Below are 26,893 nucleotides of genomic sequence, written 5' to 3'. Positions count from 1 at the left end.
GTTTTCAGGTGTGCATCAGTGAGCTCAGGTGTACATCAGTGACCCGGGCGTGGTGAGCTTCTCCCCGGTTTCCAGCCAGGTCTTCAGGCCGGAAAGGATCATCGGCCAGCCGCCGTAGAGCTGCTCATTGGCGCCTTCCCGGAGGTCGCTGTGGGTGACCGTCAGGCGGCAGGAATCGCCCACGGGCTCGATGTCCCACGTGACTTTTGAGGTTCCCTCAGCTTTCACGTCCTCACCCCACAGTGCGCGCATGGTCTGGACCAGCCGGCGGGGCGGGTCCACCTCGAGGTTCTCGCCTTCGCCCAGCGGCGCGTCGGCTTTGGTGTTGTTCATGGTGAAGCGCCCGCCGGGCGTCCAGTCCGCCTCGATGGTGTTCCCGAACTGGTACTTGCTGCGGATCTCGCTGTCCGTAATGGCTTCCCAGAGCCGTTCGGGCGTGGTCTTGATATAGATCTCGAAGATTTTTTCCATGGGACTTTCCAATCTGGATTTGAGGTCGCTGAGGCCAGCGGCCCATGGTTCTGCATATTTGCTCACCCAGCGGTCGTGGACGAGCCGGATGGGAACCGGGTTCAGGAAATGCAGCTTTTCACGCCCCCGACGGCGGGTCACTACCAGGCCTGCCTCTTCCAGGATCTTGAGGTGCTTGGCGATCCCGAAGCGGGTCATTTCGAAACGGCCCTCGAGGGCACCGAGGCTTTGCCCGTCTTCCCGGAAGAGCTCGTCGAGCAGATCCCGGCGGGTGGGGTCGGAGAGTGCCTTGAACACGGCATCCATGGAAACAATGATAGGTGACCATCCGGTCACCTATCAAGGGTTTTCAGTTCCTCGACGCCATTGTCTGGTCCCGGTGTTGGAAGACGTCCTCGCCCGGGCCGGTGAAGGCGCGGGAGCGCTGCACAGCCTCGATCGAACCCGTGAAGAGCTGCGATTCGTGCGGATCTGCCGGAACGCGCGAACCGTCCCGGGCGGCGGTTCCCAGTCCGCGCAGCGGGTGCTGACGGCGGGAGGAGGAACCGCCGTCGGACGCCGCCTCTGTCCAGCGCTGCTGGGGGAGCGCCTCCGGATGGCCCTGCTGCAGGAAAGCGACCATGGCTTCGCGGACGAGGCAACGCAGGTCGAAGAGCGCTGCACTGTCCGCTGCGCTGACCAGGATCCGCACCCGGACAAACCCGCCCGTGGCATCAGTGATCTGCAGGATGCCCACGCGCTGGTCCCACAGGTCCGTTCCGACCAGGACGGTGCGCAGTTCAGTGCGCATGTCCTCAACCGGGGCGCGCCAGTCGAGGTCGAACTCCACGGTGCCCATCACCTCCGACTGGCGGCGGGTCCAGTTCTCGAAAGGTGTGGTGGTGAAGTAGGTGGAGGGCAGGATGAGGCGCCGGTCGTCCCAAATGTGCACCACCACGTAGGTGAGGGTGATTTCTTCGATCCGGCCCCATTCCTTTTGGACCACCACCACATCGTCCACGCGGATGGCGTCCGTGAAAGCCAGCTGCATGCCGGCAAAGACATTCACCAGCGAGGTCTGTGCGGCGAGGCCGGCCACGATCGAGATCACGCCGGCGGAGGCCAGCAGCCCGGCTCCCAGTGCCTGGATGGCCGGGAAAGTGAGCATGACTGACCCGACGGCGAGGACCACCACCAGTGCCACGCCGATCCGCCTGGCCAGGATCATCTGGGTCCGAAGCCGGCGGGCCCGCCGGTTGTCCGCCACGTCCACGCTGTAACGGCCCAGCACCACCGCTTCGATGATCAGCAGTACCGCCACGGCCAGCCACGCCAGCGAACCAATCAGGGCTATCACCAGCAGATGGTCGACGGCGGGAAGCCAGCCCTCACCTCCGGCCGTCAGTCCCAGCGCGGTCCGGATGCCGATGAGACAGAGGGCCAGGCGTAACGGCTGCCGTGCCACCCGGGAGGTGGCCTGCAGCTCCGGACGTTTGCGGTTAAGGCGAAGGACAAGCTTGCGGAGCAGCCAGGACAGGACCAAACCTGCGGCCACAGCGAGCGTGACGGCAATGAAGGGCAGAGCGGGATTCAGAAGGTCATGCATCCCTTAACCTCTACCAACTTACGGCGCAGGGGTCGAAGTTGACTCGGGGCACGGCGGGGTGTGTAGGTCCAGCGTGCTGGTCGGGAGGGTCCGGAACGCAGCCCGGTACTAAACTCGCCCTTATGAATCCAGCTGAGCAGGTAGTGGTGGCCGCCGACGGTAAACAGAGGTTGGCAGCGTGACGGGTCCGCTGCGGGTCTCTGTGCCCGACCAGAAACTACTGGAGGCGCTTGAGCCGGTTGCCGGCGTCGAGTTCCTGTTGTGGGACTTCGCCGGGCCTGCTCCCGCAGAAAGGTTTGACATCGTGGTGCCGCCTTACATGCGGGGGCCAGAGGTGCTGTCGGCGCTGGAGTCTGTGGAGATTGGCCTGATCCAAAGCCAGTCCATCGGGTACGACGGCGTCGAGGACGTTTTGCCCAGCGGTTCCGTTTTCGCCAACGCGGCGAGCGTCCATGAGACGTCGACGGCGGAGCTTGCCGTCGGGATGATGATCGCCAGCCAGCGCGGCATGTCCGACTTCGTGCGGAACCAGGCCAGCGGGACGTGGGACAACAGCCAGCGGCCCAGCCTGGCCGACCGGCGCGTGCTGCTGGTGGGCTACGGGGGAGTGGGCAAGGCCATCGAGGCGCGGCTGCTTCCTTTCGAAACCGAGGTCACCCGGATGGGCAGCCGCGAGCGCGAGGACTCCGGTGGAAAAGTATTCGGGATCGACTCCCTGTACGAGCAGCTGCCCCGGCACGAGATCGTGGTGGTCAGCGTTCCCCTTTGCGAGCAGACCCGGCAGCTGGTGGACCGGAAGTTCCTGGCTGCCATGCCCGACGGCGCCCTGCTGGTGAACGTTGCCCGCGGCCCGGTGGCGGACACGGAGGCGTTGCTGGCCGAGACCTCGTCGGGCCGTTTGCGGGCTGCTCTTGACGTCACGGACCCGGAACCGCTGCCGGCCGGACACCCGCTCTGGACTGCCCCGGGCGTGCTGATCACACCTCACGTGGGCGGGGCCAGCTCGGCGATGTTCCCGCGGATGGTCCGGCTGATCAGGCAGCAGATCGGGCTGATGCTGGACGGTAAGGAACCGGTGAATGTGGTGCTGGGCCAGCCTCAGCGCGCCGGCCGATAATCCGGTGAGCCGCGGAGTGTGTCATGGGTGTGGCATTGCGCCGGCGGTAAAATCTGTCCATGGCTGATACCTTGGCCTCCCTCGCGGAGACCTTCAGGAATATGGGTGTTTCCAAGGCTTACGGGGATCCTCTCAACGTGGGCGGGGAGGAGATCATCCCGGTGGCGCTTGTCTGGTTTGGTTTCGGCGGCGGCAGCGAATCCGAAGGCGGCCCGTCCGGCGGCGGCGGTGGGGGAGCAGTGCTCCCGCTCGGTGTTTACCGCACCGTCAAGGGAAGAGCTGTGTTCGAACCGAACACGATTGCCACGTTGGTGTGCCTGGTGCCGTTGGTCTCCGTGGCGGGCAGGGCAGTCCGCCGGGCCATCGCTGCAGCAGGGAAATAAAGGGCAGTTCTCTTTCCCCGCCGACGAATGCGCCCGACAGCACGCCGCTCTTAGAGGGCGGGCTGGCGCCGCCTCCGGAACACAATCCGGAGATTGTCCCGGAGGCTCATGCTGCTCCGGCGGCTGACCACGATGACGGCGAAGAGTGCAGTCACCAGAACCACCGCACCGCCGGCCGCCACGGACCAGCGCGCGCCGAACTCCGAGCCGATCCAGCCCATCAGCGGCGCCCCCACGGCTGTTCCGCCCTGCAAAACCGCCAGGTACAGGGCCAGTACACGCCCCCGGAACTGGGGTTCCACCGAGAGCTGGATGCTGGTGTTGCAGCTGTTCAGGAACGTGATGGACGCCAGGCCCACAGGGATCAGCACCGCCGCATACAACCAGAATGACGGCGACACGCTCCCCAGGAGTGTAAACAACCCGAGCCCGAGTGCCCCGCCGAGCAGGTACCGCAGCCGCGGCCCCGCCCTGCGGGCGGCGAGCAGCGCGCCGGCCAGTGTGCCCACCGCCATGATGGAGCCGAGGAGCCCGAACTCGCCGGGGCCCATCCCGAACTCGACGGTTGCCATCAGCGCGTTGATGATGGGAAAGTTCATGCCGAAGGCCCCAAGGATACCCACCAGGACCATGATCAGGACGAGATCGGGCCTTCGCCGGACGTAGCGCACGCCTTCGGCGACCTGGTGTTTCCCGCGGCTGGCTTGGGCAGCGGGGGCCAGTTCCGGAGTGCGGATCCGGAACAGCGAAATGATGACGGCGGCGAAGCTGGCGGCGTTGATCAGGAACACCGGGCCGGTGCCCACCCAGGCGATCAGCAAACCGGCGATGGCGGGGCCGGTGAGGCGGGCGGTGTTGAACGAAGCGGAGTTCAATGCCACCGCGTTGGAGATCTTGTCCTGTCCCACAAGCTCCGAAACGAACGCCTGGCGGGACGGTGCATCAATGGCACCGGCGATTCCAAGGCAGAGGGCTGCCAGGTAGGCGTGCCACAGCTGGGCGGTGCCGGTCACCACCAGGAGTCCCAACGCCAAGCCGGTGAGTCCCATGGCAACCTGCGTCCACAGCAGGATTTTCCGCTTCCGGTACCGGTCCGCCAGCACTCCGCCGTACGGGCCGAGCAGCAGCATGGGAAGGAATTGAAGGGCAGTGGTGATGCCCACCGCGGCCCCCGAGTGGTTCGTGAGGACCGTGAGCACCAGCCAGTCCTGCGCCACCCGCTGCATCCAGGTACCCACATTGGATACCAGCGCCCCGCCGGCCCAGATCCGGTAGTTGCGGTTTTCCAAAGCCCGGAACATGGCGCTCATTTGCCGCTCATCTCCTGCATGAGGTGCGCCGCGCGGCTGAGAACCATCCGGTCCTCTTCGCTCAGGCCCGCCACCCGCTGGGCCAGCCACGCTGTCCGCTGGTTCCTGGCTTCGGCCAGTACTGCACGGCCCGCATCGGTGATCTCCACGCGGACCTGCCTGCCGTCGTCGGGATTTGCGGACCTGGACACAAAGCCCTGCTCCGCGAGCGCGTTGACTATCCGTGTCATGGAGGGGGCCTGCACGTGCTCCCGCTCGGCGAGTGCGCGGAGGGTCTGCGCCCCGTTGGCGTTCAACTGGGCCAGCACCGTGTACTGGCCGGGGGTGATGACATCGCCGGTTGCTTCCACGCGGAGCCTGCGGGATGTGCGCATCACGGCCGTACGGAGGTCTATCGCCAGGTTGTCGGCGCTGGTTGATTGTGCAGCTTCTGAGTCTTTGATTTTGGTGTTCACGCCCGCGATGCGCCTCCCGAATATGCTTAAGAGTGCTAATTAGTTCTGCTAATAAGTATGCTGCGTTATCGGCGGGGCCACAAGGACCGGAACCTTGACGTGCGTCACCACCCGGCAGGAAAGGCCCTCAGCAAGGGAGAGAGAGGGGTGATCGGCTGGTTAGGCTGAAGCAGGATTACGTTCTGAGCATTCCCGGCTCTATTCAGGGGACGAACCGGGGCGCCTACTGCTCCGCCTTGATTTTCCGCCAGCCGCCGGCGCGGTTGTTGGCTATGATCGCCCGGAACATCTCCAGCAGGGCTTCCTCGTTGATGGGTTCCCCCTCGTGGTAGGAGATTGTCCGGCCGGTCTTGTTGCCGTGGCCGGCGGTGATGATGTGATGCGGGTCGGGGGCGATTCCGCCGTCGTACAGGAAAACGTTCACATGGTCCTTGGCCGCGAGCAGCGCACAGATGTTGCCCTGCAGGACGAAGTACGGCTGAACAGTCCGTTTGATGGTTTCCTCAACGCCCGGATCTGCAGCGTGGACAAGGTCGCGCACTTTCCGGCAAATATCCTGCTGCCAGGGCGGGAGGGGATTGATGTAGTCGTCCACCCGGGGGTCCGTTTCGTAGCTCATCCTTGAATTCCTTCCGCGGGGCGCCTTTGCACAACGAAGGCGAATTCACAGCCTATGATCCCGTGGGGAAGCCGGGAGGGGAAGGGGCCGAGAGCAGGCGGAGACGTCCGCCGTCGTCCGCGCTTGGCGGCGCTATGATGACCGGATGGGTGCTGTTGATGATTCCCTCGCAGCGATGTCCGAGCCGGACAAAAGCTGCCTTCAGCGCGTCATAGACGTTGCTCGGGGCATCGCTCCGGACACCGAGGAGGGTATGAGCTACGGGATGCCGGCCCTAAAGCTGGACGGCAAGCCCCTGATTAGTGTGGTGGCGGCAGTCAGGCACCTGTCCATCTTCCCGTTCTCGCCCGCAGTGGTGGAGGCAGTCGCGTCTCAGCTCGGTGGATACTCGCTGTCCAAGGGAACCGTCCGGTTCACGCCCGACCACCCCGTACCTGATGACGTAGTGGCGGGGATGGTCCGGCTGCGGGTGGCGGAAATCCGAAAGTAGCCACCAGGGGCGCCAAGGGTTCAGAGAAACCTGGCGCCCGCCGTCTAAACACGTCGTGAACTGCGGATGCCGGCTAGGGGCTTTGGCGCAACAATGCGGCCACAAGGCCGATAGTAAGTAGGCTTACCGTGATGCCTCCGCGTTCGTGGCGTTGCTGGGCCGTACCAACCCCATCCGGAAACGGTCATGCGGACTGAGAGGAAGAACCATGAGTACCGGACCCGAAAGCGCGCCCCATGATCACGGCGGCGACGGCCTTGCCGGCAGCTTGCTCGGAGGCCTGGCCGAAGACCCGGCGAAGGTGGTGCGTGTCGGGACCAGCCTCATCCGGCTCCTGGACGAAGTGCGCACCGGACCGCTGAATGACAACGCAAGGGTAAGGCTGGCGCACGTTCACCAGCGCTCCGTGGAGGAACTCCGGGACGGCCTGGCGCCGGGCCCGGCAGCTGAACTGCAGCGGCTGTGGCAGCCGCTGACCAGTGGATCTTCCGTGTCGCAGGAAGAACTGCGGATCGGACAGGCGCAGCTCTCCGGGTGGATTGACGGTCTTGTGCAGGACATCCAGTCGAGCCTTGAAGCGAGGCAGGCAGCAACGCAGCAGATGCTGGCACCCCTGCAGCTTCCCCTCCCTGATCCACCCGGTAGCCTGCCGGCTGTCCTGCTGGAGGGCGGCACTCCCGGGCAGAGCGCGAGCGGGGAACCAAACCCGGGAGACGACGTCGAGCTTCCCGGCCAGTACCTCTGACACAGCCGAAGCCGGCCGATATCCGGCGGAAGGCGGCAGCCGGGGCCGGTGGCAGTCGCGCCGCCCGTTCCCCCTAATGTCTGCGGCGACTGCGTGCTGGCCTGTTCGCGCGCCCGCGTGTGTGAGACCATCCGGTATGGGTGATAACAACCAACTGGACAATGACGCCGTGCCTGTAACCGGGGTAAATGACCACGCCTGGGAGCGGGAGCACCGCCATCCCACGGCTGAACAGGCCCGCTCCATCGGCTACCGGCGGCGGGACGCGGAGGCCAAACTTGAGCAGCATCTGCGGGAAGCCCGCGACAAGGCCTAAGGGAACGGACGGGCAAGGGATCCCGACGGCGGGACTCAGCGGCCAGCATACGAACTCTTCCAGAGTGTCCGCGGTTATTACCCCACGTTTGCCTTGCGGCGGGACAGACGCCGGGAGATGAGGGCGGCGGGCACAATCAGGAACCACAAATACGGTGTGTTGCTGGTGAGGAAAAACGCGGCCGGGATGCTGAGCAGGAACACCGCCGGCGCCGTCATCCGGGCCCGGAACACCCGCCGGTGCTCGTGGTCATCCACCGTGTCATCTGTCAGGCCCTTGCGCCAGGCGTAACTCCACATACCGGCCAGGGTGAAGTAGACGCCGGAGATTGTGGCCGCGTAGAGCACGCTCGGCCACGGACTCGGATTGCCGCCGTAGTCACTCAGCACCGACGTGGTGGCGGGCAGCATCACGATGAAGAACAGCAGCAGCATGTTCAGCCAGGCCAGCCGTGAACTGAACTCCCGGATGCGGAAAAAATCGGTGTGATGGGACATCCACACCCGGGCGATGATGATGAAGGACAGCACAAAGGCGAACAGCTCCGGGAGAGCGCCTACCAGTTCAACGTTTAGGCGCTCCGGCGGGATTCCCACCGGCAGTTTCAGGTCCAGGGCCAGCAGGGTCAACGCGATGGCAAAGACCGCGTCACTGAAGAACACCATGCGCTCCAGCGGGACTGACTTGTCCACCGCAATTCCTTTCCCAAGGTGCTCCAGTAATAGGTCCGGCAGGTGGGCCTGTCGAAACTCTAAGGCTGGCAGCAGCAGCGGGAAAGAGGACAAAACCTATTTCCGTCACCTTCAAACAGTTCCATAATGGGCACGTAAGCTTCGGGGACCCTCGCGCCGATGACGGCTGGCGGGGCGCTTCAGAGTCCCAGGTGGCCGCCCTGACACTCGGCGGACGGACGGCTACGCGGGTCCGTTTCTGTTGTTCCGGAACCGCGAACGGGGGAGAGCATCGCCGCCAACGCGAATAAATGCACAAAGGGATCATCATGCTCAAGGATTCTGCAATCATGGCTGTCCTGCCGGCGAAGGACATCAACCGGGCGAGGGATTTCTACCGCGACAAGCTGGGACTTGAGTCCTCGGAAGCCATGGAGGAGTACAGCCTCCTGTACCGCTGCGGCAACGGAACGGGCTTCCTGATTTATCAGACAGACAACGCAGGGACAGCAAAGAACACCCAGATGGGCTGGGAGACGGACAACATCGAACGGGAGATGGAGGAACTGCGGAGCCGTGGTGTTGTGTTTGAGGATTACGACCAGCCCGGCCTGAAGACAGAGGACGGCCTTGCCACCGACGATTGGGGAAAGTCCGCCTGGTTCCTGGACAGTGAGGGCAACATCCTCAACCTGTCCCAGCGCACCTAGCCTCTGCCCACCAGCCATCGGGGCGTGACTGGATGGTGACTTCGATGGCGTCGCCTGCGAGCGCCAGTCACCGGCAACTTGAAAAAGCCGTGGATACTCTGTTCCGGGAGTGTCCACGGCGTCGGTGGCGTAGCATGCAGGGCCAGGTCAGAGCGGCAATGTAATCAGTGCGATGAGGGCCGGTACAGTGGCGCCGAGGGTGCCCGGGATGCTGTCGCCCTTCCGGGGGTAGTGGCCCTGCATGTCCGCCAGGAACATGGCCGGAGCGGTCAGCACCATGTTCAGGCAGCAATAGATCACCAGGGTGTAGCCCACCACCACATAGCCGATGTTCACCGCCATCACCCCGGCGAGTACCCCCAGGCCGATTACCAGGTTGCGGAACCCTGTGGGAATGGCCCACATCATCACGGCCGGAACATTCTGCGGCGGGGTGCTCAGGAACTTCTGCGCCCCCGGCCGGTGCATCAGGAAGCTTTCCAGCGGGAACACCACGATGTAGACCACGGCGGCGAGTACCGCGAAAATCTGGGAGACGGCGTTCATAAAGAAAAAGTACGACGCCGGCGCGACCGGCCGCGATCCCCGCGCCGGGGGTTCCGGGGTGCGTGAGGAACCCCCAAATTAGGGGATTGCACTGCCACCCCGTGGGCGGATACTGGAGCTATGTGGGAGGAGCGCGCTGAGCATGCCCGGCGGGACATCGCCGCCCTCGCCGCCAGCGGAATGAACCCGGCCGACCTGCACGCCTCGGCTCTCGCCGTCGTACAGCGGGAGGTGCCGTTCGAGCAGGGCTGCTGGGCCGCCGTCGACCCCGAGACCCTGGTGATGACCTCCGTAACCAACTGGCGGCCGTGGCCCGTGGGCGAGGCCGAGTACGAAGAGTACGCCCTCCGCTTCGCCGAGACCGAGTACACCGGCCAGGAACCGAACAGGTTCGTTGAGCTGCTGCGGCGGCCCCAGCCCGTCGCGAGGATCTCGGACGCCCCGCACCGGGATGTGGTCCGCAGCGTCCGGATCAACGAACTGCTGAAGCCGCAAGGGCTGGAACATGAGCTGCGCGCAGCATTCCGGATAGACGACGCGTGCTGGGGAGTCGGAAGCATCTTCCGGGACGCCGGCCGCGACTTCACGGACCGCGAGGTGGAGTTCCTGCGCGCAGTGGCGGCAACCCTGGCAGCGGCAACCAGGATCGCTGTCCGGGTACGGCACCAGACGGGGCCAGCCGCCGTCGGGCCGGTGATCGTCCTGGCCGGGCAGCACGGCGAGCTGCGGGCGGCCACCACCGCCGCCGCAGAATGGCTGGCCGAAGTGGAGGAGGCGGCGCCAGGCCGGTTCAGCATGACGTTGTACTCGGTGATGGCGCAGGCGCACGCCGCCGCGTCTGGAACGGCCCGGGCCAGGATGCGGGACGCCGGGAACAACTGGGTAGTGTTGCAGGCCAGCCGCCTAATCACCGGTGACGATCCCGGGCAGATGGTGGTCACAGTGGAGCCGGCCACCACCCACGACCTGGCCGGCCTGCTGCTGATGGCTTACGGGGTCACCGCCCGCGAGCGCGAGGTCTGCCTGGAGGTGCTGGCCGGGAACCCGACAGCGGACATCGCCCGGCACCTGTTCATCTCCCCGCACACCGTGCATGACCACCTGAAATCGCTGTACGGGAAGGTGGGCGTGGGCAGCCGCGGGGAGTTGGTGGCCAAGCTTGTGGCATGACAGCCGGCGGCCCCGGACGGCTTGCGGGCGGACTGGCGGCTAACAGGATGTTGCGGTCTTCCTAGCCCGTTCCTGCGCTTGTATGCTGTGGATCGGAGAGCCGGGAAGCCTGGTCGGCCCGTAGGCGATGCCTGCGGAACGCCCCGGCGCCGCCTCGGGCGTTCGTATGACGACCTGAGGAGCGGACGCAGATGGATTCAGCAGCACAACCCGTCGTAGAAGTGCGGGAACTGGTCAAGAACTTCGGCAGGACCCGGGCCCTGAATGGCCTGAACCTGATCGTGAACCCGGGCGAGGTCCACGGCTTCCTCGGCCCCAACGGCGCCGGCAAATCCACTACGCTGAGGATCCTCTTGGGGCTTATCCGCCCTACTGCGGGAACAGCGCGGGTCCATGGGATAGAACCCTGGGCGGACCCTGTCGCGGTGCATAGGGAGATCGCCTACGTCCCGGGTGATATAAGCCTGTGGCCCAACCTGTCGGGCGGGGAAGTCATCGATCTGGTCACCGGCCTCCGCGGCGGCGCAGAGGGGAAGCTGCGCCGCGACCTGATCGAGGAGTTCGAGTTTGATCCGCGGAAGAAAACGCGGACCTACTCACGGGGCAACCGGCAAAAGGTGGCTCTCATTGCAGCGTTCGCCCGGCCCGCGCGCGTGTATCTGCTGGATGAGCCCAGCGCGGGACTGGACCCGGTGATGGACGCGGTGTTCCGCCGCCAGATCGAAAGAGTCAGCAGGGACGGGGCCACTGTGCTGCTGTCCAGCCACATCCTCAGCGAGGTGGAACAGCTCTGCGACCGCGTGACCATCATCCGGTCTGGAGCCACCGTGGAAACCGGGACGCTCGGCGAATTGCGGCACCTGCAGCGCACACACTTCCGCGTGACGGGTCTCGCTGATCCGGCACGGCTGGCGGCGTTGCCTGGCACGCATGGGGTCAGCATCGCTGATGGAGCAGCGGAGTTTGATGCCGACGCCGGGGACCTCGGGTCCGTCCTGGCCGGCATCGCGGAGCCGGGAGTCAGCGGCCTGTCGGTGGCCCCGCCGTCCCTTGAATCCCTGTTCCTGCGCCACTACGGTGACGGCGGCAAGGACCGTGTGGACAGCGAGGTCAAGTGATGGGCGGCATGCTGCGGCTGGTCCTGTCCCAGGCGCACCGGGACAGGGTTACGTTGCCGGTCTGGATCCTGGGCATCTCGCTGCTCAGTTTTGCCACGTCAACGGCTGTCGCCACGCAGTTCGGGGACGAGGCGGCGCAGGCCGCGATCCTGGCCCTGGCGGCATCGAACCCGGCCTTCCTCTTCCTGCGCGGCCTGCCGGACGGGACCGGCGTTGGTGCCGTGGTGTTCTTCCAGGGTTACGCCTTCACGGCGGTCCTGGCCGGACTGATGAGCACTTTCCTGGTGGTGCGGCACACCCGCGCAGACGAGGAGCTCGGACGGGCCGAACTCCTCGGGGCGGTTCCGGTGCCGCGAACGGCACCCTTGGCGGCGACGCTTCTGTTGGGTGCGGCCGCGAATCTGCTGCTGGCCGCCTTTGTTGCGGCTGCTTTCGTCGCGGCCGGGCTGCCGGCTGCCGGTGCCGTGGCCGCCGCTGCCGCCGTCGGGGTTGTCGGCGTTTTCTTTGTTGGTCTCGCCGCCGTGGTTGCCCAGGTCCTGCCCTCGGGCAGGAGCGCAAACGGGGCCGCCGCGGGCCTTGTGGGTGTGGCCTATCTGCTCCGCGGCGTCGGGGACGCGTTGGGCACTCCAGCGGCGGATCTGCTGCACGTGACCAGTGCCTGGCCGTCGCTCCTGTCGCCCATTGGCTGGGGCCAGCGCTCCCGGCCGTTCACTGCCCCGGACCTGTCCGCGCTGCTGGTGCCGCTTGCTGCCGGATTGGCTCTGGGGGCTGCTGCGGTGCTCATCCGACGACGGCGGGACCTGGGGGCGAGCATGCTGCCCGAGCTCCCGGGCAGGGAACGGGCAGGGGTGGGCGGCACCTCATTCTTTGGCCTCGCCTGGCGCCTGCAACGGGGAGTAGTGGCCGGCTGGTGCGTTGGGGCGGCGGTCCTGGGGGCAGTGGCAGGTGCCCTTGGACCGGCTGTCTCCGAGACCGTGTCCGGCCTGGCGCCCCTGAGGGACCTCATTGCCCGGCTTGTTCCCGGCGGCCGGGCAGGGCTGATCGACATTTTCGTCACCGCCCTGCTTGGCGTGGCAGGGGTGTTTGCGGCGGCCGCGGGCATCCAGGCGGTGCTGCGGCTGCGCGCGGAGGAGGCCGAAGGCCGGGCGGAGCTCCTGCTCTCCGCGCCGGTCACCCGGGTCCGCTGGCTTGGCGCGAACCTGGTCATCGCTGCCTTGTCCGCAGCGGCCGTCACCACAACCGCTGGTGTCGCTGCCGCCGTCGGCCTGGCGCTGTCCGGCACCTCGGACGGTCCGGTCTGGTCCCTGGTTCCGGCGGCGCTGGCGCATGTTCCCGCAGCACTGGTGTTCCTGGCGGCCGCGTCGGTTTCGTTTGCGGTTGCACCCCGGCTCGCCATCCTGCTCGGGTGGGGGATGCTTGCGGCGGGGATCATTGTGGGCGAGTTCGGTGAGTTGTTCGCCCTGCCGGTATGGCTGCAGGACCTGAGCCCGTTCCGGCACTCGTCCGCCATGCCTGTGGAAGCCTTTAACCAGGCAGGGGCGCTGGGGCTGGTTGTCGTTGCCGCCGCAGGCGCCGCCATCGCCGCCTACTCCCTTCGCCGGCGGGACATCACCGCCTGATCCCGGAGCCGGTAGGCCAACGGATCAGGACTTCGGCGGACCCGGAGCACCAGGTTCCACGGAACGGGGCGTCACGCGAATCCGGGAAACGCGCAGCCGGTCCATCGCCGTCACCGTCAGCACATGGCCGTCCGCTTCCACGCTGTCACCAATGCGGGGAAGGCGCCCCAGCCGGTCAATCACAAACCCGGCCACCGTCTCGTAGTGCCCCTCGGCCAGCTCGAATCCGGAGGCAGAGGCGAACTCCTTAAGAATCAACCCGCCGTCGACGTCCACCGAGCCGTCGGCCTTGGTGACACGGTTCTCCGCAGCCGAGCCGGCGTCGTACTCGTCGTAAATCTCACCCACCAGCTCTTCCACCAGGTCCTCCAGCGTGACGATCCCGTCCGTGCCGCCGTATTCGTCCACCACCAGGGCGATGTGCTGGCCCAGCCTGCGCATGCGCTGCAGTGACGGCAGCACCTTGTTGGTGCCCGGCAGCGGAAGGATCTCCCGGACGATGTCCCGCACCTGGCCGTCGTCGTGCTTACCGTTGAGCGGTACGAGGTCACGGACGTGGATGAAGCCGAGGACGTCGTCGGGCGTCTTGTCGATCACCGGATAGCGTGAGAACGGCCCGTCCCTGACCATGCTGAACGCCTCGGCGATGGTGAGGTTGCCGTTGATGAACGTCACGTCGGTGCGTGGGCGCATGACTTCCTGGAGGGAGCGGTCCGCGGCGGCGAAGACGTCTGAGAGGATGCTGCGGCTGTCCTCTTCCAGCATGTCGCTCTCGGCCACCATGTCCCATAATTCTTCAGAGCTGACGCTCTCCTGCCTGGCGTTCGGGTCACCGCCGAACAGCCGAACGACGGCGTCCGTTGAGACGGACAGCAGCCAGACGGCGGGCCGCATGATTTCGGACAGCACGCCCAGGGGAGGGGCGAGGACTCTGGTGAAGCCGACGGCGCTCTGCATGGCCAGCCGCTTGGGCACGAGTTCGCCAAGAACCAGGGAGAGATAGGCCACCAGCAGCGTCATCCCGATAAAGGAGACAGGTTCGGCCGCGGCGCCGAAACCGACGCCGGCCAGAAGGGGTTCGACATCCGGGGCGATGGTGGAGGCGCCATAGGCGGCCGAGAAAAAGCCGGACAGCGTCACGCCGATCTGCACCGTGGACAGGAACCTGTTGGGGTTCCCGGCCAGCGCCGCGATCCGGGCACCGCGTTTGCCTGACTTCTCCATCCGGCGCACCTGGCTCTCGCGCAGGGATACCAGCGCCATTTCCGTGCCGGCGAACACCCCGCCCAGCAGCACAAAAAAGAGGACCAACAGAAAATTCAGCAGGGTATCGCCGTCCATGGACAGACACTACCGAACAGCCGGGCCCTGGTGTGGACGGGTGTTAGGCAGGGGCGAAATACCGGAACAGGCAGTGCCGGTAGGATCGGAGGGTTGCCGCGGGGGTCGGCCACAGTTTTGGGGGAAGTACGTGAACGTCGGTCCGATAAAGCGCACCGCTAGGGCCTCCGTGGCCGGCGCTGCCGCGCTCCTGCTCGCGTCCGCCGTCATAGCTGCTCCGGCGTCTGCCGATGACCCACAAACGATTTCCGTCACCGGACAGCCCCTGGGAGTGGCGGCAGGTCCGGACGGCGCTGTCTATGTCAGCGACTACAACTGGACAGGCGGTATCAGCGTCTACGAGCCGGGGGAGACGAGCGCTTCCCGGCACATCAGCGTTGGGAGGTTTTCTACTTCCTTGGCCATGACGCCGGACGGGTCGCTCTACGTGGTCCAGACTACGGAGGAGATGCAGACCGAGCTGGGCGTGGTTGCCCCCGGCGCCTCAGACGTGTCCTTCACCATCCCGCTGCCGCAGGGGACACACTGGCTGACGGCGGGGCCGGACGGGGCACTGTACGTTGCCAGCCGCAGCGAAGGCACTGTGTCAGTGGTTATGCCTGGCGGGAGGCGGGTGGACCGGGTTGTGGACGCCGGCCATCATCCTGTGGAGGTTGCCGTGGCCAAGGACGGCACCGCCTATGCCGCCAACCAGGACGCAGGCACCGTCAGCGTCATTCCGGGCGGCGCCGCCAGTCCCTCGCACACCATCGACCTCGGCAGGACGTCCGCTCCCCACGGGATTGCGGCCGCCCCTGACGGGACTGTTTACGTGGCCAACGTCCTGTCCAACGACGTCGCTGTCATTGAGCCGGGCGGGACCACAGTGGCGCGGCGGATCCGGGTGGGCCGCGAGCCGCAGGAGGTGGCCACCTCTCCGGACGGCACGGTGTACGTGACCAACAGTGCGGACAACACGGTCTCGGTCTTACCGCCAGGCGCGGATGCAGTGGCGGAGACGGTGCCGGTAGGGGAGGACCCGGGCCGCCTGGCTGTTGCGGCGGACGGCTCGGTGGTGGTGGTCAACCGGGGCGGCAAGTCCCTCACCGTTATCGACGGCGGAGGGTCAGGGGTAGATGCCGACGGCGGGACGTCGCCACTGCCTGATGCAGCCACTCCTTCCGGGGGTGCTTCCGCGGCTGCGCTTCCCGCGGTCGCGGTGGGAGCCGCCGGACTGGTGCTGGCCGGCGCGGCCGCGCTCATCGTGGTGTTTCGAAGGCGCAGGACGGTCGAGGCGGCAGCCACGGTGACAGCCTTGACCTTCGACTAGTGCCGGGTCTGGCTGAGTTTTCCGGGCGTTGGGGTGTGCTGCCTGCAACACCTTCGCGAAGTCCGAAGCGTGGGTTTCCGGCCACCAGTGCCCGCCGTCCACCCTTGTCACAGTAAGGTCTGGCACCCAGTTCTCCAGGCCCTCCGTAAGGCTGGACGAAACGAACGGGTCCTTGACGGGAACCACCACCTGGACCGGAATCGAAACCCGGACCGGGGGCTCGTGCCTGCCGGGAAAGTTTGCCCGGTAGAGGGCCAGCCCGCGGACAGGGTTGTCGCCAATCGGCCGCCCGGCAGCCCTTTCATAGGAGCGGGTGAGGAAGAAACGCCAGAGCGCCTCGGGCAGCAGCGGAATCTGGAACACGGCAACATACTGGCTGCGCAGGAGCTGTCCCACCAGCTTGAACCAGCCGCGCGGGTGCCGCAGGCGTTGATGCATCCACCAGGAGACATGCCCCAGGTCCGGCCCGGACACGCTCGTGAAGCGGCTGATCCTCCCGGCCGCGCGGGGGTCCTGGACAGCTGCCCACCCCTGGATGGACCCCCAGTCGTGGCCCACAACATGAACGGACGAGGTATTCGTTGCGGCCAGCACGGCGTACAGATCGTTGACCAAGGCCTCCAGCAAGAAGCTGTCCTTCCCTCCCGGGGCAGATGAGGATCCGGCGTTGCGGGTGTCGTAAGCGATCACGTGGAATGTTCCCGCGAGTTCGCGGATGAGCGGAAGGAACACGCGGTGGTCGTCCGGGTAGCCGTGGATAAGGAGCAGGCTGGGGATTTCCGGTGAGGGATCCGGGCCGTACTCAAAAACTGCCAGTTCCGCCCCCTGGGAGGAAACTGTCCGCCGCCGTTCCTTCCACCTGTCCATCGGCACAGCCTATAGCTCTCCACCAGCCACTCCGGCAGGAACCCGGCGCGCCCGCGATCCGCGGCCCCGGATAGGTCTTCCACCAGCCGATGAGGTGTCGTTACCCTGAACCTATGGAAACGGCCCTTGCCTCTTGGGGGGAGTTCAACGTGGCAATCGCCGGAGCCGGCGCGGCTTTGGGCGGGTTGCTCATCGTGGCGCTGTCGGTGAACATCAAGCAGATCGCGGAGTCGCGGGGCCTTGCCGCCCGTGCAGGAGCCGCCGTGTCTGCGCTGATCCTTGGTGTTGTCCTGGCGTGTGCTGCGCTGATCCCTGGCCAGCCGCTATGGGCGTTCGGCACCGAGGTCCTGGTCGGCACCCTGGTGGGAGGGGTTATCGCTGCCCTGGCGGCTCGGGCGATCCTTCAGGATGACAGCCCGGGGCGGCCGCGGAACTGGGATAGGCAGCACATCGCGTCCTTTGTCTTCCCACTCGTCATCTACTTGGTGGGCGGTGTGCTGCTCGTACTGTCGGTCCCCACAGGACTGCTCGTGGTGGCCCTTGCCACGATCGTGGCATTGATAGGCGCCGTCGTTTTCTCCTGGGTTGCGCTCGTGGAAATTCTGCGCTGACCCCAAGACGACGTCGGCACAGCACGGAGGACCGAAACCCTATGTCACCTGTAAAACGCTTCGACCATATCGGCATCACCGTTGCGGACCTGGAATTGGTGACGGCGTTCTTCGTCGGGCTGGGCCTGGAGATTGAGGGCGGGCCGATGTTCATGGAGGGTGAGTTCGTGGATACGGTGATTGGCATTCCCGGCTCGCAAAGCCGGATCGTCACGCTGCGCCCGCCCGACGGCGGCACCCGGCTGGAGCTCTCGAGCTTTGTCCGGCCGGAACACCAGCCCGGGTCGCCGCACGCGATGGCCAACGAGCTGGGGTTGCGCAACGTGTCCTTTGAGGTGGACAACCTCCAGGCCACGGTGGAGCAGTTGGCCGCAGACGGCTACGGGCTGGTGGGCGGGATCGGCCAGTACGAGCAGATGTGGCGGATGGCCTACGTCCGCGGTCCGGAGGGAATCATCGTGTCCCTGGCAGAGCGGACCGGTTGACCAGGTAAAAAGGCCCGGCACCAGCTGAATCAGGCTGCTGCCGGGCCTTGCACTGGCCGGAAGGCTTAGCCCTTCACCTCGTACGCCTTCGGCAGCTTCAGGCCCCGCTCTTCCATGAGGGTGCGCAGGCGGGTGGGGTAGTCGGTGATGATGCCGTCCACACCCAGGTCCATCAGGCGCTCCATGTCCGCGGTGGTGTTCACGGTCCACGGGATGACGGGCAAACCCAGTTCGTGGGCTTCGGCGATCATCGCCGGGGTGACGGAGCTGAACGTGGGGGAGACGACGTCGTACCCCTGGGCTGCTGCCGCCTTCGGCAGGGAACCGTTGTAGTCGTCGATGTCGATGCCGCCGAGGTTGCGGCTGGCGCCGGGCTGTCCCACGCCCATCCAGGCGTTGCCGCTGGAGAGTGCCACCAGCGGCAGCTCCGTGGCGATCTCCTGGGTGAGGTTCAGCGAGGACCAGTCGAAGGACTGGAGCGTGGTGCGGTCGGCCATGCCGGAGGCGTTGATCTCGGCCACCACGGCGCGGGTCAGGGACTCCATGCCGGCGCCGCCGATCTCGCTGCTCTCCACCTTGGTCTCCACGTTGAAGCGGACCTTCGCGGCGTTGGTGTCGCGGACCAGCTGGTAGACGTCCTTGAGTTCAGCGATGCGGTTGCCCTCGATGACGTCCTGCTCAGGGTAGCTGGCCAGCTGCTGGAAGCCGCAGTCGAGCGTCTTGATTTGTGCCAGGGAAAGCTCGGCCACGCGGTCGCCCACGTACGGGAACTCGGGGTCCCCGGCAGTGGCGGCTTCGGTGTCCTTGCACTTGCCGGCCTGGATGGTGCCGTCATGCCAAACGATCACCTTGCCGTCCTGGGTCAGGTGGGTGTCCAGCTCCAGGGTGGTCACGCCCAGCGCCAGGGAGTTGGTGAACGCGGCCAGGGACTCCTCGGTCCACTCCCCGCGGCCGCCGCGGTGGCTCTGCAGGTCGAAGGAGCCGTTCCGCTCATTCGTCTTGATGGCGCTTGTTGGCGCCGTTCTGGCATCGTTCGACGACGGCGTGCCGGCTTCGTTCTGCGGGCTTGCCGCGGCGGGGCCCGCCATGGCGGCGATCAGGGCGGCGGCAGCCGCGGCAGTCAGGACTTGGCGCATGGGTGGTTCCTCCAGTGAGACAGGGAAGCGGCCGGCAGGCCGCTGACCCGTCAACGCTAGGGAGGGCAGGTTGCGTGCTTGGTGCGCAGAGTTGGAGCTGAGGTTAACGGGAGAGAGTCTTCCGAAAACGCCGCCTCGCTAGTGCGTGTTTTCAGGTTCCTTGACCGGCCGGGGCCGCTTCCACGTGGACTCGCGCGGGCCCGGCGGATAGGCCGCCGTTTTACCGGCGTACGTGATCACCAGTGCCGCGATGACCGGGAGGGCCGCGGCGGCGGGCACCAGCAAAGGTCCGGCTACCACCAGGGCGGCCGAGCCGTAGAGGGCACCGATGGTGATGCCCAGCTGGATGGTGAGGACCGTGAGCCCGTTCGCGGCGTCCTTGTTCTCACGGCCGGCCCGGAGGATGGCCGACTGGTTGTAGATGCCGATGGCGCCGAGGCCCGCGCCCCACACCGTCATCAACGCCAGGGTGAGGAACAGGCTGCCACCCACGAAAGGCAACGCCAGCATTGAGGCGGCGATTGCCGCCGTCGTGATCAAAAGCGAACGGCGCGGGTGCGAATCCACCGTGAGCCCGGCGATCCAGATGCCGAGCAGGCCCGAGACGCCCAGGACCGTGAGGGAGAGGCTGATGGCGTAGTCGGGCAGCCCGGCGTCGCGGATATACGGGGCGATGTAGGTGAAAAGCGCGAAGTGGGCCAGGACCAGCAGGGGCCAGGCGATGGCTACGGATTTCACGCCGGGCTGGGCGATGGCCGAACGCATGGAAGGGCGTACCTCGCCGGCGCCGCGGCGCACCGACGGGAGGAACAGGAAGCCCAGGATGGCGAGGAGCACGCCGAAGCCGGCGAGGGCCAGGAACGCCGACCGCCAGCCGAGGACCGTGCCAAGTGCCGTGCCCACCGGTGCGCCGATCGCCAGGCCGAGGCTGTTGCCGCTGAAGACAATGGCCAGGGCCTTGCCCACTTTGTCGGCCGGTACCACGCGCGAGACATACGGTGCCATGGTGGTCCAGAGCAGTCCGTGCGCCAGGCCGCCCACCAGGCGAGCCACCATCGCGAAGGTGAAGTCGGGGGCGATGCCCACCAGGGCGTTGCTGAGCGCGAACGTCAGGACCAGGGCCACCAGCAGGGGCCGCTTCGGTATGTTCGCCAGCAGCCGCGCGGCCGGCACCACCGTGACTACGATGACCGCGGCGTAGGCGGCGGCGAGGTAACCGGCCACTGGCTCGGACACCTTCAGGGCCTCGCTGATCTGGGGGAGCAGTCCGGACGGGAGCAGTTCGGTAGTGATGGCGGTAAAGGCGATGGTGGCCAGGACCATCATGGCGGCCAGCGGAAAACGCTGGGGCGCCGGCGCGGAAATCGCGGAAGACATTAAGGAGGATTCCATTCAAGGGGGAGGGGAGCGGAACCCGGCGCTGCTGGCCTGAACAATTCCTCCAACAAGTTTACACTCTGAACTAACCACCCCGGTGCCATAAGATCCGGTCTGAGGGGCCCTGTTGGTACCTGCCAGAGCCGATCTGCGCCAGACTGGAGTCCGGCCCAACCAACGAAAGCAGATTTCCTTGATTACTCTCCAGCAGGACGCAGAAGGCTTCATCCGGATGAACCGGCACTACCCCGCCAGCGTCCGGATCAGGATCGCCTTCAATGACGGCAGCACCGGCGAGTTTTCCGGCCGGGCCCTCAACAGCGCCTACGACGCCGCGCTCGCCGAATTCCGCGCGAAGAACGGCCTCGACGCGCGGGGCTTCTCCAGGACGCCTGCCGGCCGGACGAACTCCGGCAACAAGGTCGACTTTGTTCCCGTGCACCCCGGCATGGAGGAGTAGCCGGGGCCCTTGCTCCAAGTGCTTAAGGTGCTGGCCGCATCCTCAGGAGCAGCCACATGGTCCGCGGGATGGGCCAAATAATCGCGAGCCCGAGCACCATCACCAGCGGAACCCCGACGTCCGGGAACTGGCGGATGATGACCGGCAGGTCGGTATCGAACCGGGCGGGTGCGTAGAACAGGCACAGCCATAGGGCGAACACGTCCAGCGCGAGGGTGGCTGCGGCCCAGGCCAAACGAGCCCACCGTCCACTGCCTGCGAAGCGCTTATGGAGCAGGACCGACAGCGCCAGCCACAGGCTCAGCAGCTCCATCAGCAGCAACGCCAGGGACACCGCCCAGCTGTAGCGCTGCAGCCAGTCCTCGAAGACCACCGCCGGTATCGGGGACTGTCCGTGGAGGATCCGCAGGATGTCGGTATCGATGGCCTTGAGCCGCGACGGGGCGGCAGTATCGTTGCCGTTGATCACCAGGGCAACGCCGAGGCCGGAGTTGGGGACCATGGCCAGGTACGTGTGGCTGTTGCCCCATTCCCCCTGGTGTTCCAGCAGCAGCGGCAACTCCCCAGGCGGCACCGGCATCCAGGGGTCAACGGATTCAACCAGCGGCCGGGTGTACCAGCCCATGCCGTAACCCTTGGCCTGGTCCACAGAGCTGCCCGGCTCGAACATCGCTGCCACGCTCTGGGGCTGGAGGATCCGCGCGTCGCCGTGCCGGCCGCCGTCGAGAAGCGCCGCCAGCACGTGGCCCAGGTCCTCGGCCGAGGAGTAAAGGGTGCTGGACGGCATCCCGGCGGCGGGCGCGGGGACGTCCGTCTGGAGCCAGAAGGAGCTGAACCACCGGGAATGGCCGGCGGCGAGGTTGTCCTGTCGGGCAGCTGCCCGGGTGGGATGGCTGTGCACCATGTCCAACGGCCCGAACACGTGTTGCTCCAAGTAGTCCGCGAAGGGCTGGCCGGAGACCGCCTGCACCAGGACGCCCAGTACGTTGTAGTTGGCGCTGGCGTAGTGGAAGTTCCGGCCCGGTTCCCCCGCAAGGGGAGAGTTCGCCAGGTCGCGGACGGCTGCTTCCAGGGCGTCCGGGTGCTGGTCGCGGGAGGCTTCGAAGGCGGTGTCCCTGGCGCTCATGCCGCTGGTCTGGTGAAGCAGGTGGCGCACCGTGATGGCGGGCGACCGGTGATCGTCAAGGGTGAACCAGGGCAGGTACGTTTGCACCGGCTCGTCCAGCCGCAGCCGCCCGGCCTCCACCTGCTGCATCACCGCGATGGCAGTTAGCGACTTGCTGGTGGAGGCGAGCATCACCGGCGTTTGCGCCGTCATCGGCCGTCCCGAGGCGTCTGCCTTGCCAAGAGTTGCGGAGTGCACCTGGACGCCGTTACGGACGACGGCGACTGCGGCACCGGGAATGCCGAGGCTTTCGAGCTGCCCGCGCAGGTAGGAGTCCACGGCCGCGTAGGTCTGCCCAGAATCGGCGGATTCCCTGGCCGTAATTTCGGTAAGGGCTGCCGTTGGCGGGGGCGCGGCAGCAACGAGGAACCCGGCCACCAGGAAGCACAGCAGCAGGCAACGCGCTGACCACCGCATTGTCCGCATGGCTGCACCTGCTTCGGCTGTCCGTCACTTCACGGTAGGGCCTGGCCAAGCGGAAGGCAACGCATGGGCAAGCCGGCGGTGGTACCGAATTGAGGGGCCTGCAGGGCCAACAGCTGAAGGAGGTTTACTCCGTAACAGCTGCCGGAACCCGCTCAGCGTTCTGTGAAGCAGCTGAGCTGCGGCGCCAGTAGGCCGCCAGGACGGCGCCGGAAACGTTGTGCCAGACGGAGAAGATTGCTCCGGGCAGTGCCGCTTCAGGTGTCAGGTACTGCCGCGCGAGCCCTGCTGCGAGGCCTGAATTCTGCATGCCGACTTCAATTGCAGTGGTGCGCCGGGAGGGAATTGGGAGCCTGAAGAGACGGGCCGCAGCGTAACCCAGGGCGTAACCGAGGCCGTTGTGCAGGATGACCGCCGCAAGAACCAGCAGCCCGGCGGCGAAAATGGCCTTTGCGCTGCCGGAGACCACCGCAACCACCACAACGGTAATGGCGAGCACCGAAATCCAGGGCAGGGCCGGCAGCGCCTTGTTGACCAGGCGCGGCAGGAAGACCCGGATGATGAGTCCCAACAGAACAGGGAACAGCACAACCTGGACAATGGACCACGCCATGGAACCGGCGTCCACCGGCATGTACTGGCCGGCCAGCCACAATGCCAGCGCCGGGGTCATCAGCGGAGCGATCAGCGTGGAAACGGTGGTCATCGCAACGGACAGTGCCACATCACCCTTGGCGAGGTAGGACACCACGTTCGATGCGGTGCCGCCGGGGCAGCAACCCACCAGGATGACGCCGGCAGCAAGTGCAGGCGGAAGGCCCAGGGCAGCCGCAACCAGCCATCCCAGGAACGGCATGATCGCGTACTGCGCCACCACTCCGATCACCACGGGGACGGGCCGCTTGGCGATGACGGCAAAGTCCGGGGGAGTGAGGGTCAGCCCCATCCCGAACATGATGACCCCTAGCAGGGGGTTGATCCACGGGGCCAGTCCGGTGAAAGCTGAGGGAGCGGCGAGCGCCACGGCTCCGCCGGCCAGGATAAGCAGGGGAAACAGGGTGACGGCGACGCGGGCGCTGCGTTCTTCGGCAGCTGACGCCGTGGTGGAGGATTCAGGTAAAAGAGACATACCTACCGGATTATCACAGCGAAGGTTGGGTCCCGGAATTGGTGCCGATTGATGACGCAGCCGTGCCTGTAGGGAAGGAAGGGAACAAAGTGAAGACGGATGAGCTGCTGCGGGACGCGTTCGGGCGGATCCGGGAGACGGTGGAGGACACGCTGGAAGGGCTCGATGGCGGCGCCCTCACCCGCCGCCCGGGCGGTACCGGGAACTCGATCGCCTGGCTGATCTGGCACCTCGGCCGGGTGGAGGATGCGCAGGTGGCCGCTGCGGCCGGGCTGGAGCAGGTGTGGACGTCGCAGGGTTTCGCGGGCCGTTTCGGCCTGCCGCTGCCGGAGCGGGACACCGGCTACGGGCATTTGACGGACCAGGTTGACGCGGTCCAGGCCGTACCGGAGTTGCTGCTTGAGTACTACGACGCCGTGCACCGGCAGACCGTGGGTTTCCTGGCAGGACTTCGGGACGAGGATTTGGACCGGATCGTGGACCGGCGCTGGGATCCGCCCGTCACGCTCGGCGTCCGGCTGGTCAGCACCCTTGCCGACTGCCTCCAGCATGTGGGGCAGGCCGCCTATGCGAAGGGCCTGGGAGACACGTAGCAGGCCGCTCCTAACCGGCCGGACGCTCCAACGTGACCGTCCCGGCGTCGCCGTCCACGCTGATCTGCTGGCCGGTGGCAATCCGCTGCGTGGCCACGCCCGTGCCCAGGACGGCCGGGATTCCGTACTCGCGCGCCACGATGGAGCTGTGGCTCAGCGGGCCGCCGACGTCCGTCACCACCGCGGAGGCCATCCCGAACAGCGACGTCCAGGCGGGGGTGGTGGTGCGGGCCACCAGGACGTCCCCGGGCTCCATTTGGCCGAAGTCCTGCGGCCCGGCCAGCACGCGGGCGGGTGCGGTGACCCGGCCGGCGCTGGCACCGGCGCCTTTGATGACGTCGCCGCGCTGGCGCTGTGAACCGGCGGGCATCATCGATCCGAACGCCTTTTCCATCCACCGGTTCTCGGGCAGCATCTGCGGGGCAGCGGCCTTCACCTGGCCCCGCCACAGCATCCTGCGGTCCTCGACGGCGGCGGCGCGGGCGGGTCGGTCCGCCCCGGTGATCGTGACTGCGCGTGCCCCTGGCGAGGCCAGGCCGAACTCGACGGCGCTCTGCAGTTCCTGGTGCCGCAGCCAGAACACATCGTCCGGGGAGGCGATGACGCCCGAGGCGACCAGCCGGTGCCCGAGTTCCAGCAGCATCTGCCGCAGCAGCGGCCAGGCGAGTCCGACGTCGGCCAGCGCGTCCTCGCGGAGGGGTGCTGTCTCCTGCGCCCACCGCAGCAGCCGCAGGAACACGGCGCTGCGGCGCGGCCCCAGCCGGGCTACCGTCTGTTCAGTCAGCGATTCCCGCCGCTCGGTCAGCTGCCGCTCATGCGGGTCGGTGCCCTGCCCCCGTAGATAGAACTTGACCGTCTCCAGCAGGGCGGACGGATCGTCGGCTGCCACCGGGCTGGCAAAGTCCAGGTTGTAGACCGCGTGGCCGTACAGGCCCAGATGCTCCCGGAAGGCGAAACGCCATTCCTGCCACAGGACGTCGTCCACCCCTTCCGGCGGCACACCGGTGCGCAGGCATTCGGCGAGCACCGCCGTCGGACGCTCCACCAAGGCACCCGTCAGCGCCGGATCGCTCCGGGCCCAGCCTGCCAGATCGTACAGCGACTTATCGGCCCGGATGGGTTCGCTGTCAAAGCCCAAAAGGAAGGTCTGGGCGGGCGGGTCGCCGTCGCGCCGGACCAGCTTGTCGTAATACGCCCGGAAGGAAAGTTCGCTGGTGGCGGCCAGCGGAATGATCGACTGCACGGCCGTGTAGTACACAGTGCCGGCATCCAGGAGCGCCTGCGCTCCCGCGAGCAGTTCCTCGCCGGGAAGCTCCGCCGGGGGCTTCGCGGACCACTCCTTGATCACCTGTTGGTAGCGGGGGTGCGAGAACTCCCGCCAGCCGGCCACGCCCATATGGGCCTTGCCGCGGGCCAGCGCCCGCACCGCCGGCAGCGTCTTGCCCATCATCCGCCACATGCCCGCGCGGCGGTAATAGTAGTAGGCGTAGCCGTTGATGGTGGGCATTCGCACGTCGCCGTCGCGGATGACGTTCCTGCCCAGGGCTTCGGTCAGCAGGGCTGTCAGCGACCGTGCCACCGAGCCGTCGATGAGGTCGGCAAACAGCGGGGTGAGCGGGTCGGGGAGCTGTTCCACGATGCTGGCCCGGAAGTAGAGCCCCTTTGGATACAGCAGGGGCCAGGTATCAGGGGTGTCGGCCGCCGGCTCGGGCAATGCCGTGATGGGCCGGGACTGCAGGATGAAGAACCGGCCGCCGGCCCGCGCCCACTCGATGTCCTGCGGCGCGCCGAAATGGATCTCGATCCGCTTCCCGTACCCAGCCAGCTCGGCAGCTGCACGGTCATCAAGAACAGGCGCACGACGGCGGGCTGCCGCCACCGGCTCCTCCCGGGTGCCGTGCTCCGCGTAGACAGTCATGACTTCCTTGTCGGCTGTCTGCCGGGACACCACCGCGCCTGTCCCGGCGTCGACTGTCAGGTCATCGGTGGTGACCGTCCCGCTGACCACCGACTCGCCCAGCCCCCACGCGGCACTGATCACCGTCTGGCCGCGCCGCCCGTTGGACGGGTTGGCGGTGAACATCACCCCGGCCGCATCGGCCTCCACCATCTGCTGGACGACGACGGCGAGGCGCACCTCGTCCGGCGCCACGCCTTCCCGGGCACGGTAGGCCATGGCGCGCGCGGTCCAGAGGGAAGTTCAGCAATCAACCACCGCGGCGGACAATGCCTCCGACCCGCGGATGTTCAGGGAGGTTTCCTGCTGCCCGGCGAAACTGGCCGAGGCAAGGTCCTCGGCCGTAGCGGAGGACCGGACCGCCACTGGGGTGTCACCGCCGCCGAGCTGTCCGTAGGCCTCGCCGAGTTCGGCTGCGATGTCGGCGGGCATGGTGCCGCTGCCGAACAGGGCCCGGATCCGTTCCGCGGCACGCTCGTAGTCCTGCGGCGGCGATTCCGGTGGGAGCGCGGCCAGTTCCCGGATCTCCGCCGCGAAGTGGTTGTCGAGGGTGAACCGTGAGTAGGCGGCGGTCGTCAGGACGAACCCCGGCGGCACCGGCAGTCCGGCCTGGATGAGGCCGCCCAGCCCCACCGCCTTGCCGCCGGCCACGGCGAGGTCGCCGCGCCCCACATCGCTTAAATTCTCGACAGTGGTCATCACGGCGCGTCCTTTG

General features: G+C 66.7%; 27 protein-coding genes and 2 pseudogenes. 14 read left to right on the top strand and 15 right to left on the bottom strand.

Annotation, left to right across the window (positions count from 1 at the left end; genetic code table 11):
• Positions 1-24: 24 nt before the first annotated feature.
• Both AC5RTE_RS10075 and AC5RTE_RS10070 read right to left on the bottom strand, forming a co-directional pair.
• Positions 25-777 (bottom strand): ArsR/SmtB family transcription factor, encoded by a 753-nt coding sequence (locus AC5RTE_RS10075; protein WP_494041237.1) that lies wholly within the window; start codon positions 775-777, stop codon positions 25-27.
• A gap of 43 nt (positions 778-820) precedes the next feature.
• On the bottom strand, positions 821-2,056 hold the full coding sequence (locus tag AC5RTE_RS10070) for a mechanosensitive ion channel family protein (RefSeq protein ID WP_494041236.1): 1,236 nt from the start codon (positions 2,054-2,056) through the stop codon (positions 821-823).
• A 178-nt stretch (positions 2,057-2,234) separates the two neighbouring features.
• Between AC5RTE_RS10070 and AC5RTE_RS10065 the strand changes: the two genes are divergently transcribed.
• Together AC5RTE_RS10065 and AC5RTE_RS10060 are read left to right on the top strand one after the other, a co-directional pair.
• On the top strand, positions 2,235-3,173 hold the full coding sequence (locus tag AC5RTE_RS10065) for a 2-hydroxyacid dehydrogenase (protein WP_494041235.1): 939 nt from the start codon (positions 2,235-2,237) through the stop codon (positions 3,171-3,173).
• Positions 3,174-3,232: 59 nt separating this feature from the next.
• A complete protein-coding gene (locus tag AC5RTE_RS10060) occupies positions 3,233-3,556 on the top strand; it encodes a hypothetical protein (RefSeq protein ID WP_494041234.1) in 324 nt (107 codons plus the stop codon).
• 50 nt (positions 3,557-3,606) lie between these two features.
• Here AC5RTE_RS10060 and AC5RTE_RS10055 read toward each other — a convergent pair whose 3' ends face one another.
• From AC5RTE_RS10055 to AC5RTE_RS10045, 3 genes are all read right to left on the bottom strand, one after another.
• Entirely contained in the window at positions 3,607-4,866 is a 1,260-nt protein-coding gene (locus AC5RTE_RS10055; RefSeq protein ID WP_494041233.1) for an MFS transporter, read from the bottom strand.
• A complete protein-coding gene (locus tag AC5RTE_RS10050; RefSeq protein ID WP_494041348.1) occupies positions 4,863-5,240 on the bottom strand; it encodes a MarR family transcriptional regulator in 378 nt (125 codons plus the stop codon). Before AC5RTE_RS10050 ends, AC5RTE_RS10055 begins: the two co-directional genes overlap by 4 nt.
• A 304-nt stretch (positions 5,241-5,544) precedes the next feature.
• Entirely contained in the window at positions 5,545-5,940 is a 396-nt protein-coding gene (locus tag AC5RTE_RS10045) for a DUF1801 domain-containing protein (protein WP_494041232.1), read from the bottom strand.
• Positions 5,941-6,085: 145 nt separating this feature from the next.
• Between AC5RTE_RS10045 and AC5RTE_RS10040 the strand changes: the two genes are divergently transcribed.
• The 3 genes from AC5RTE_RS10040 (at position 6,086) to AC5RTE_RS10030 (ending at position 7,491) form a co-directional block, all read left to right on the top strand.
• Positions 6,086-6,430 carry an iron chaperone gene (locus AC5RTE_RS10040; RefSeq protein ID WP_494041231.1) on the top strand — a complete coding sequence of 115 codons (345 nt, stop codon included), beginning with the start codon at positions 6,086-6,088 and terminating at the stop codon, positions 6,428-6,430.
• Between the two features lie 208 nt (positions 6,431-6,638).
• Positions 6,639-7,175, top strand: a complete 537-nt coding sequence (locus AC5RTE_RS10035) for a proteasome activator (protein WP_494041230.1) — start codon at positions 6,639-6,641, stop codon at positions 7,173-7,175.
• Positions 7,176-7,311: 136 nt separating this feature from the next.
• The gene (locus AC5RTE_RS10030) at positions 7,312-7,491 is read left to right on the top strand and encodes a hypothetical protein (RefSeq protein ID WP_494041229.1); all 180 of its coding nucleotides are present in this window, start codon (positions 7,312-7,314) and stop codon (positions 7,489-7,491) included.
• 77 nt (positions 7,492-7,568) lie between these two features.
• Here the strand turns inward: AC5RTE_RS10030 and AC5RTE_RS10025 are convergent, their stop codons facing one another.
• Positions 7,569-8,183, bottom strand: a complete 615-nt coding sequence (locus tag AC5RTE_RS10025; RefSeq protein ID WP_494041228.1) for a TMEM175 family protein — start codon at positions 8,181-8,183, stop codon at positions 7,569-7,571.
• Between the two features lie 308 nt (positions 8,184-8,491).
• On the opposite strand from AC5RTE_RS10025, the gene AC5RTE_RS10020 reads away from it, so the two are divergent.
• Entirely contained in the window at positions 8,492-8,872 is a 381-nt protein-coding gene (locus AC5RTE_RS10020; RefSeq protein WP_494041227.1) for a VOC family protein, read from the top strand.
• Positions 8,873-9,019: 147 nt separating this feature from the next.
• Here AC5RTE_RS10020 and AC5RTE_RS10015 read toward each other — a convergent pair whose 3' ends face one another.
• The gene (locus tag AC5RTE_RS10015) at positions 9,020-9,418 is read right to left on the bottom strand and encodes a DUF1304 family protein (RefSeq protein WP_494041226.1); all 399 of its coding nucleotides are present in this window, start codon (positions 9,416-9,418) and stop codon (positions 9,020-9,022) included.
• Between the two features lie 120 nt (positions 9,419-9,538).
• On the opposite strand from AC5RTE_RS10015, the gene AC5RTE_RS10010 reads away from it, so the two are divergent.
• The 3 genes from AC5RTE_RS10010 (at position 9,539) to AC5RTE_RS10000 (ending at position 13,325) form a co-directional block, all read left to right on the top strand.
• Positions 9,539-10,588 carry a helix-turn-helix transcriptional regulator gene (locus tag AC5RTE_RS10010; RefSeq protein WP_494041225.1) on the top strand — a complete coding sequence of 350 codons (1,050 nt, stop codon included), beginning with the start codon at positions 9,539-9,541 and terminating at the stop codon, positions 10,586-10,588.
• Positions 10,589-10,779: 191 nt separating this feature from the next.
• Positions 10,780-11,706, top strand: coding sequence for an ABC transporter ATP-binding protein (locus tag AC5RTE_RS10005; protein ID WP_494041224.1), 927 nt, complete (start codon positions 10,780-10,782; stop codon positions 11,704-11,706).
• Entirely contained in the window at positions 11,706-13,325 is a 1,620-nt protein-coding gene (locus AC5RTE_RS10000; RefSeq protein WP_494041223.1) for an ABC transporter permease, read from the top strand. The genes AC5RTE_RS10005 and AC5RTE_RS10000 overlap by 1 nt, the downstream gene beginning before the upstream one ends.
• A gap of 24 nt (positions 13,326-13,349) precedes the next feature.
• Here the strand turns inward: AC5RTE_RS10000 and AC5RTE_RS09995 are convergent, their stop codons facing one another.
• Entirely contained in the window at positions 13,350-14,666 is a 1,317-nt protein-coding gene (locus AC5RTE_RS09995) for a hemolysin family protein (RefSeq protein ID WP_494041222.1), read from the bottom strand.
• 130 nt (positions 14,667-14,796) lie between these two features.
• Between AC5RTE_RS09995 and AC5RTE_RS09990 the strand changes: the two genes are divergently transcribed.
• A complete protein-coding gene (locus AC5RTE_RS09990; RefSeq protein ID WP_494041221.1) occupies positions 14,797-15,975 on the top strand; it encodes a Vgb family protein in 1,179 nt (392 codons plus the stop codon).
• A gap of 63 nt (positions 15,976-16,038) precedes the next feature.
• Here the strand turns inward: AC5RTE_RS09990 and AC5RTE_RS09985 are convergent.
• Positions 16,039-16,842 (bottom strand): annotated as a pseudogene (locus tag AC5RTE_RS09985) (alpha/beta fold hydrolase); the annotation flags it as partial.
• A 113-nt stretch (positions 16,843-16,955) separates the two neighbouring features.
• On the opposite strand from AC5RTE_RS09985, the gene AC5RTE_RS09980 reads away from it, so the two are divergent.
• Both AC5RTE_RS09980 and AC5RTE_RS09975 read left to right on the top strand, forming a co-directional pair.
• Complete coding sequence (locus tag AC5RTE_RS09980; protein WP_494041220.1) at positions 16,956-17,453, top strand: hypothetical protein; 498 nt, start codon at positions 16,956-16,958, stop codon at positions 17,451-17,453.
• Between the two features lie 41 nt (positions 17,454-17,494).
• Positions 17,495-17,938 carry a VOC family protein gene (locus tag AC5RTE_RS09975; RefSeq protein WP_494041219.1) on the top strand — a complete coding sequence of 148 codons (444 nt, stop codon included), beginning with the start codon at positions 17,495-17,497 and terminating at the stop codon, positions 17,936-17,938.
• A 65-nt stretch (positions 17,939-18,003) separates the two neighbouring features.
• On the opposite strand, the gene AC5RTE_RS09970 is transcribed toward AC5RTE_RS09975, so the two are convergent.
• Positions 18,004-19,074 (bottom strand): glycerophosphodiester phosphodiesterase family protein, encoded by a 1,071-nt coding sequence (locus AC5RTE_RS09970; RefSeq protein ID WP_494041218.1) that lies wholly within the window; start codon positions 19,072-19,074, stop codon positions 18,004-18,006.
• 138 nt (positions 19,075-19,212) lie between these two features.
• A complete protein-coding gene (locus tag AC5RTE_RS09965; RefSeq protein ID WP_494041217.1) occupies positions 19,213-20,451 on the bottom strand; it encodes an MFS transporter in 1,239 nt (412 codons plus the stop codon).
• A 193-nt stretch (positions 20,452-20,644) separates the two neighbouring features.
• Between AC5RTE_RS09965 and AC5RTE_RS09960 the strand changes: the two genes are divergently transcribed.
• Complete coding sequence (locus tag AC5RTE_RS09960) at positions 20,645-20,911, top strand: hypothetical protein (protein WP_494041216.1); 267 nt, start codon at positions 20,645-20,647, stop codon at positions 20,909-20,911.
• A 22-nt stretch (positions 20,912-20,933) separates the two neighbouring features.
• On the opposite strand, the gene AC5RTE_RS09955 is transcribed toward AC5RTE_RS09960, so the two are convergent.
• On the bottom strand, positions 20,934-22,502 hold the full coding sequence (locus tag AC5RTE_RS09955; RefSeq protein WP_494041215.1) for a serine hydrolase domain-containing protein: 1,569 nt from the start codon (positions 22,500-22,502) through the stop codon (positions 20,934-20,936).
• Between the two features lie 124 nt (positions 22,503-22,626).
• Entirely contained in the window at positions 22,627-23,628 is a 1,002-nt protein-coding gene (locus AC5RTE_RS09950) for a bile acid:sodium symporter family protein (RefSeq protein WP_494041214.1), read from the bottom strand.
• A gap of 89 nt (positions 23,629-23,717) precedes the next feature.
• On the opposite strand from AC5RTE_RS09950, the gene AC5RTE_RS09945 reads away from it, so the two are divergent.
• Positions 23,718-24,221, top strand: coding sequence for a mycothiol transferase (locus AC5RTE_RS09945; protein ID WP_494041213.1), 504 nt, complete (start codon positions 23,718-23,720; stop codon positions 24,219-24,221).
• Positions 24,222-24,231: 10 nt separating this feature from the next.
• Here the strand turns inward: AC5RTE_RS09945 and AC5RTE_RS09940 are convergent, their stop codons facing one another.
• Together AC5RTE_RS09940 and AC5RTE_RS09935 are read right to left on the bottom strand one after the other, a co-directional pair.
• Positions 24,232-24,477 (bottom strand): PEP-utilizing enzyme, encoded by a 246-nt coding sequence (locus AC5RTE_RS09940; protein WP_494041347.1) that lies wholly within the window; start codon positions 24,475-24,477, stop codon positions 24,232-24,234.
• Between the two features lie 444 nt (positions 24,478-24,921).
• A pseudogene (locus AC5RTE_RS09935) lies at positions 24,922-26,877 on the bottom strand (PEP/pyruvate-binding domain-containing protein); the annotation flags it as partial.
• Between the last annotated feature and the right edge of the window lie 16 nt (positions 26,878-26,893).

The sequence above is a fragment of the Arthrobacter sp. K41 genome (assembly GCF_059089645.1).
The sequence above is the reverse complement of the archived record's forward strand: the minus strand, read 5'-3'. Positions and strand labels throughout refer to the sequence as shown.

What these genes read in the sequence shown, in the direction of transcription:
- AC5RTE_RS10075 (WP_494041237.1), bottom strand. Translation starts at nt 777, where the DNA reads ATGGATGCCGTGTTCAAGGCACTCTCCGACCCCACCCGCCGGGATCTG.
- AC5RTE_RS10070 (WP_494041236.1), bottom strand. Translation starts at nt 2,056, where the DNA reads ATGCATGACCTTCTGAATCCCGCTCTGCCCTTCATTGCCGTCACGCTC.
- AC5RTE_RS10060 (WP_494041234.1), top strand. Translation starts at nt 3,233, where the DNA reads ATGGCTGATACCTTGGCCTCCCTCGCGGAGACCTTCAGGAATATGGGT.
- AC5RTE_RS10055 (WP_494041233.1), bottom strand. Translation starts at nt 4,866, where the DNA reads ATGAGCGCCATGTTCCGGGCTTTGGAAAACCGCAACTACCGGATCTGG.
- AC5RTE_RS10050 (WP_494041348.1), bottom strand. Translation starts at nt 5,240, where the DNA reads ATGCGCACATCCCGCAGGCTCCGCGTGGAAGCAACCGGCGATGTCATC.
- AC5RTE_RS10045 (WP_494041232.1), bottom strand. Translation starts at nt 5,940, where the DNA reads ATGAGCTACGAAACGGACCCCCGGGTGGACGACTACATCAATCCCCTC.
- AC5RTE_RS10040 (WP_494041231.1), top strand. Translation starts at nt 6,086, where the DNA reads ATGGGTGCTGTTGATGATTCCCTCGCAGCGATGTCCGAGCCGGACAAA.
- AC5RTE_RS10035 (WP_494041230.1), top strand. Translation starts at nt 6,639, where the DNA reads ATGAGTACCGGACCCGAAAGCGCGCCCCATGATCACGGCGGCGACGGC.
- AC5RTE_RS10030 (WP_494041229.1), top strand. Translation starts at nt 7,312, where the DNA reads ATGGGTGATAACAACCAACTGGACAATGACGCCGTGCCTGTAACCGGG.
- AC5RTE_RS10020 (WP_494041227.1), top strand. Translation starts at nt 8,492, where the DNA reads ATGCTCAAGGATTCTGCAATCATGGCTGTCCTGCCGGCGAAGGACATC.
- AC5RTE_RS10015 (WP_494041226.1), bottom strand. Translation starts at nt 9,418, where the DNA reads ATGAACGCCGTCTCCCAGATTTTCGCGGTACTCGCCGCCGTGGTCTAC.
- AC5RTE_RS10010 (WP_494041225.1), top strand. Translation starts at nt 9,539, where the DNA reads ATGTGGGAGGAGCGCGCTGAGCATGCCCGGCGGGACATCGCCGCCCTC.
- AC5RTE_RS10005 (WP_494041224.1), top strand. Translation starts at nt 10,780, where the DNA reads ATGGATTCAGCAGCACAACCCGTCGTAGAAGTGCGGGAACTGGTCAAG.
- AC5RTE_RS10000 (WP_494041223.1), top strand. Translation starts at nt 11,706, where the DNA reads ATGGGCGGCATGCTGCGGCTGGTCCTGTCCCAGGCGCACCGGGACAGG.
- AC5RTE_RS09995 (WP_494041222.1), bottom strand. Translation starts at nt 14,666, where the DNA reads ATGGACGGCGATACCCTGCTGAATTTTCTGTTGGTCCTCTTTTTTGTG.
- AC5RTE_RS09980 (WP_494041220.1), top strand. Translation starts at nt 16,956, where the DNA reads ATGGAAACGGCCCTTGCCTCTTGGGGGGAGTTCAACGTGGCAATCGCC.
- AC5RTE_RS09975 (WP_494041219.1), top strand. Translation starts at nt 17,495, where the DNA reads ATGTCACCTGTAAAACGCTTCGACCATATCGGCATCACCGTTGCGGAC.
- AC5RTE_RS09970 (WP_494041218.1), bottom strand. Translation starts at nt 19,074, where the DNA reads ATGCGCCAAGTCCTGACTGCCGCGGCTGCCGCCGCCCTGATCGCCGCC.
- AC5RTE_RS09965 (WP_494041217.1), bottom strand. Translation starts at nt 20,451, where the DNA reads ATGTCTTCCGCGATTTCCGCGCCGGCGCCCCAGCGTTTTCCGCTGGCC.
- AC5RTE_RS09955 (WP_494041215.1), bottom strand. Translation starts at nt 22,502, where the DNA reads ATGCGGACAATGCGGTGGTCAGCGCGTTGCCTGCTGCTGTGCTTCCTG.
- AC5RTE_RS09950 (WP_494041214.1), bottom strand. Translation starts at nt 23,628, where the DNA reads ATGTCTCTTTTACCTGAATCCTCCACCACGGCGTCAGCTGCCGAAGAA.
- AC5RTE_RS09940 (WP_494041347.1), bottom strand. Translation starts at nt 24,477, where the DNA reads ATGGAGCCCGGGGACGTCCTGGTGGCCCGCACCACCACCCCCGCCTGG.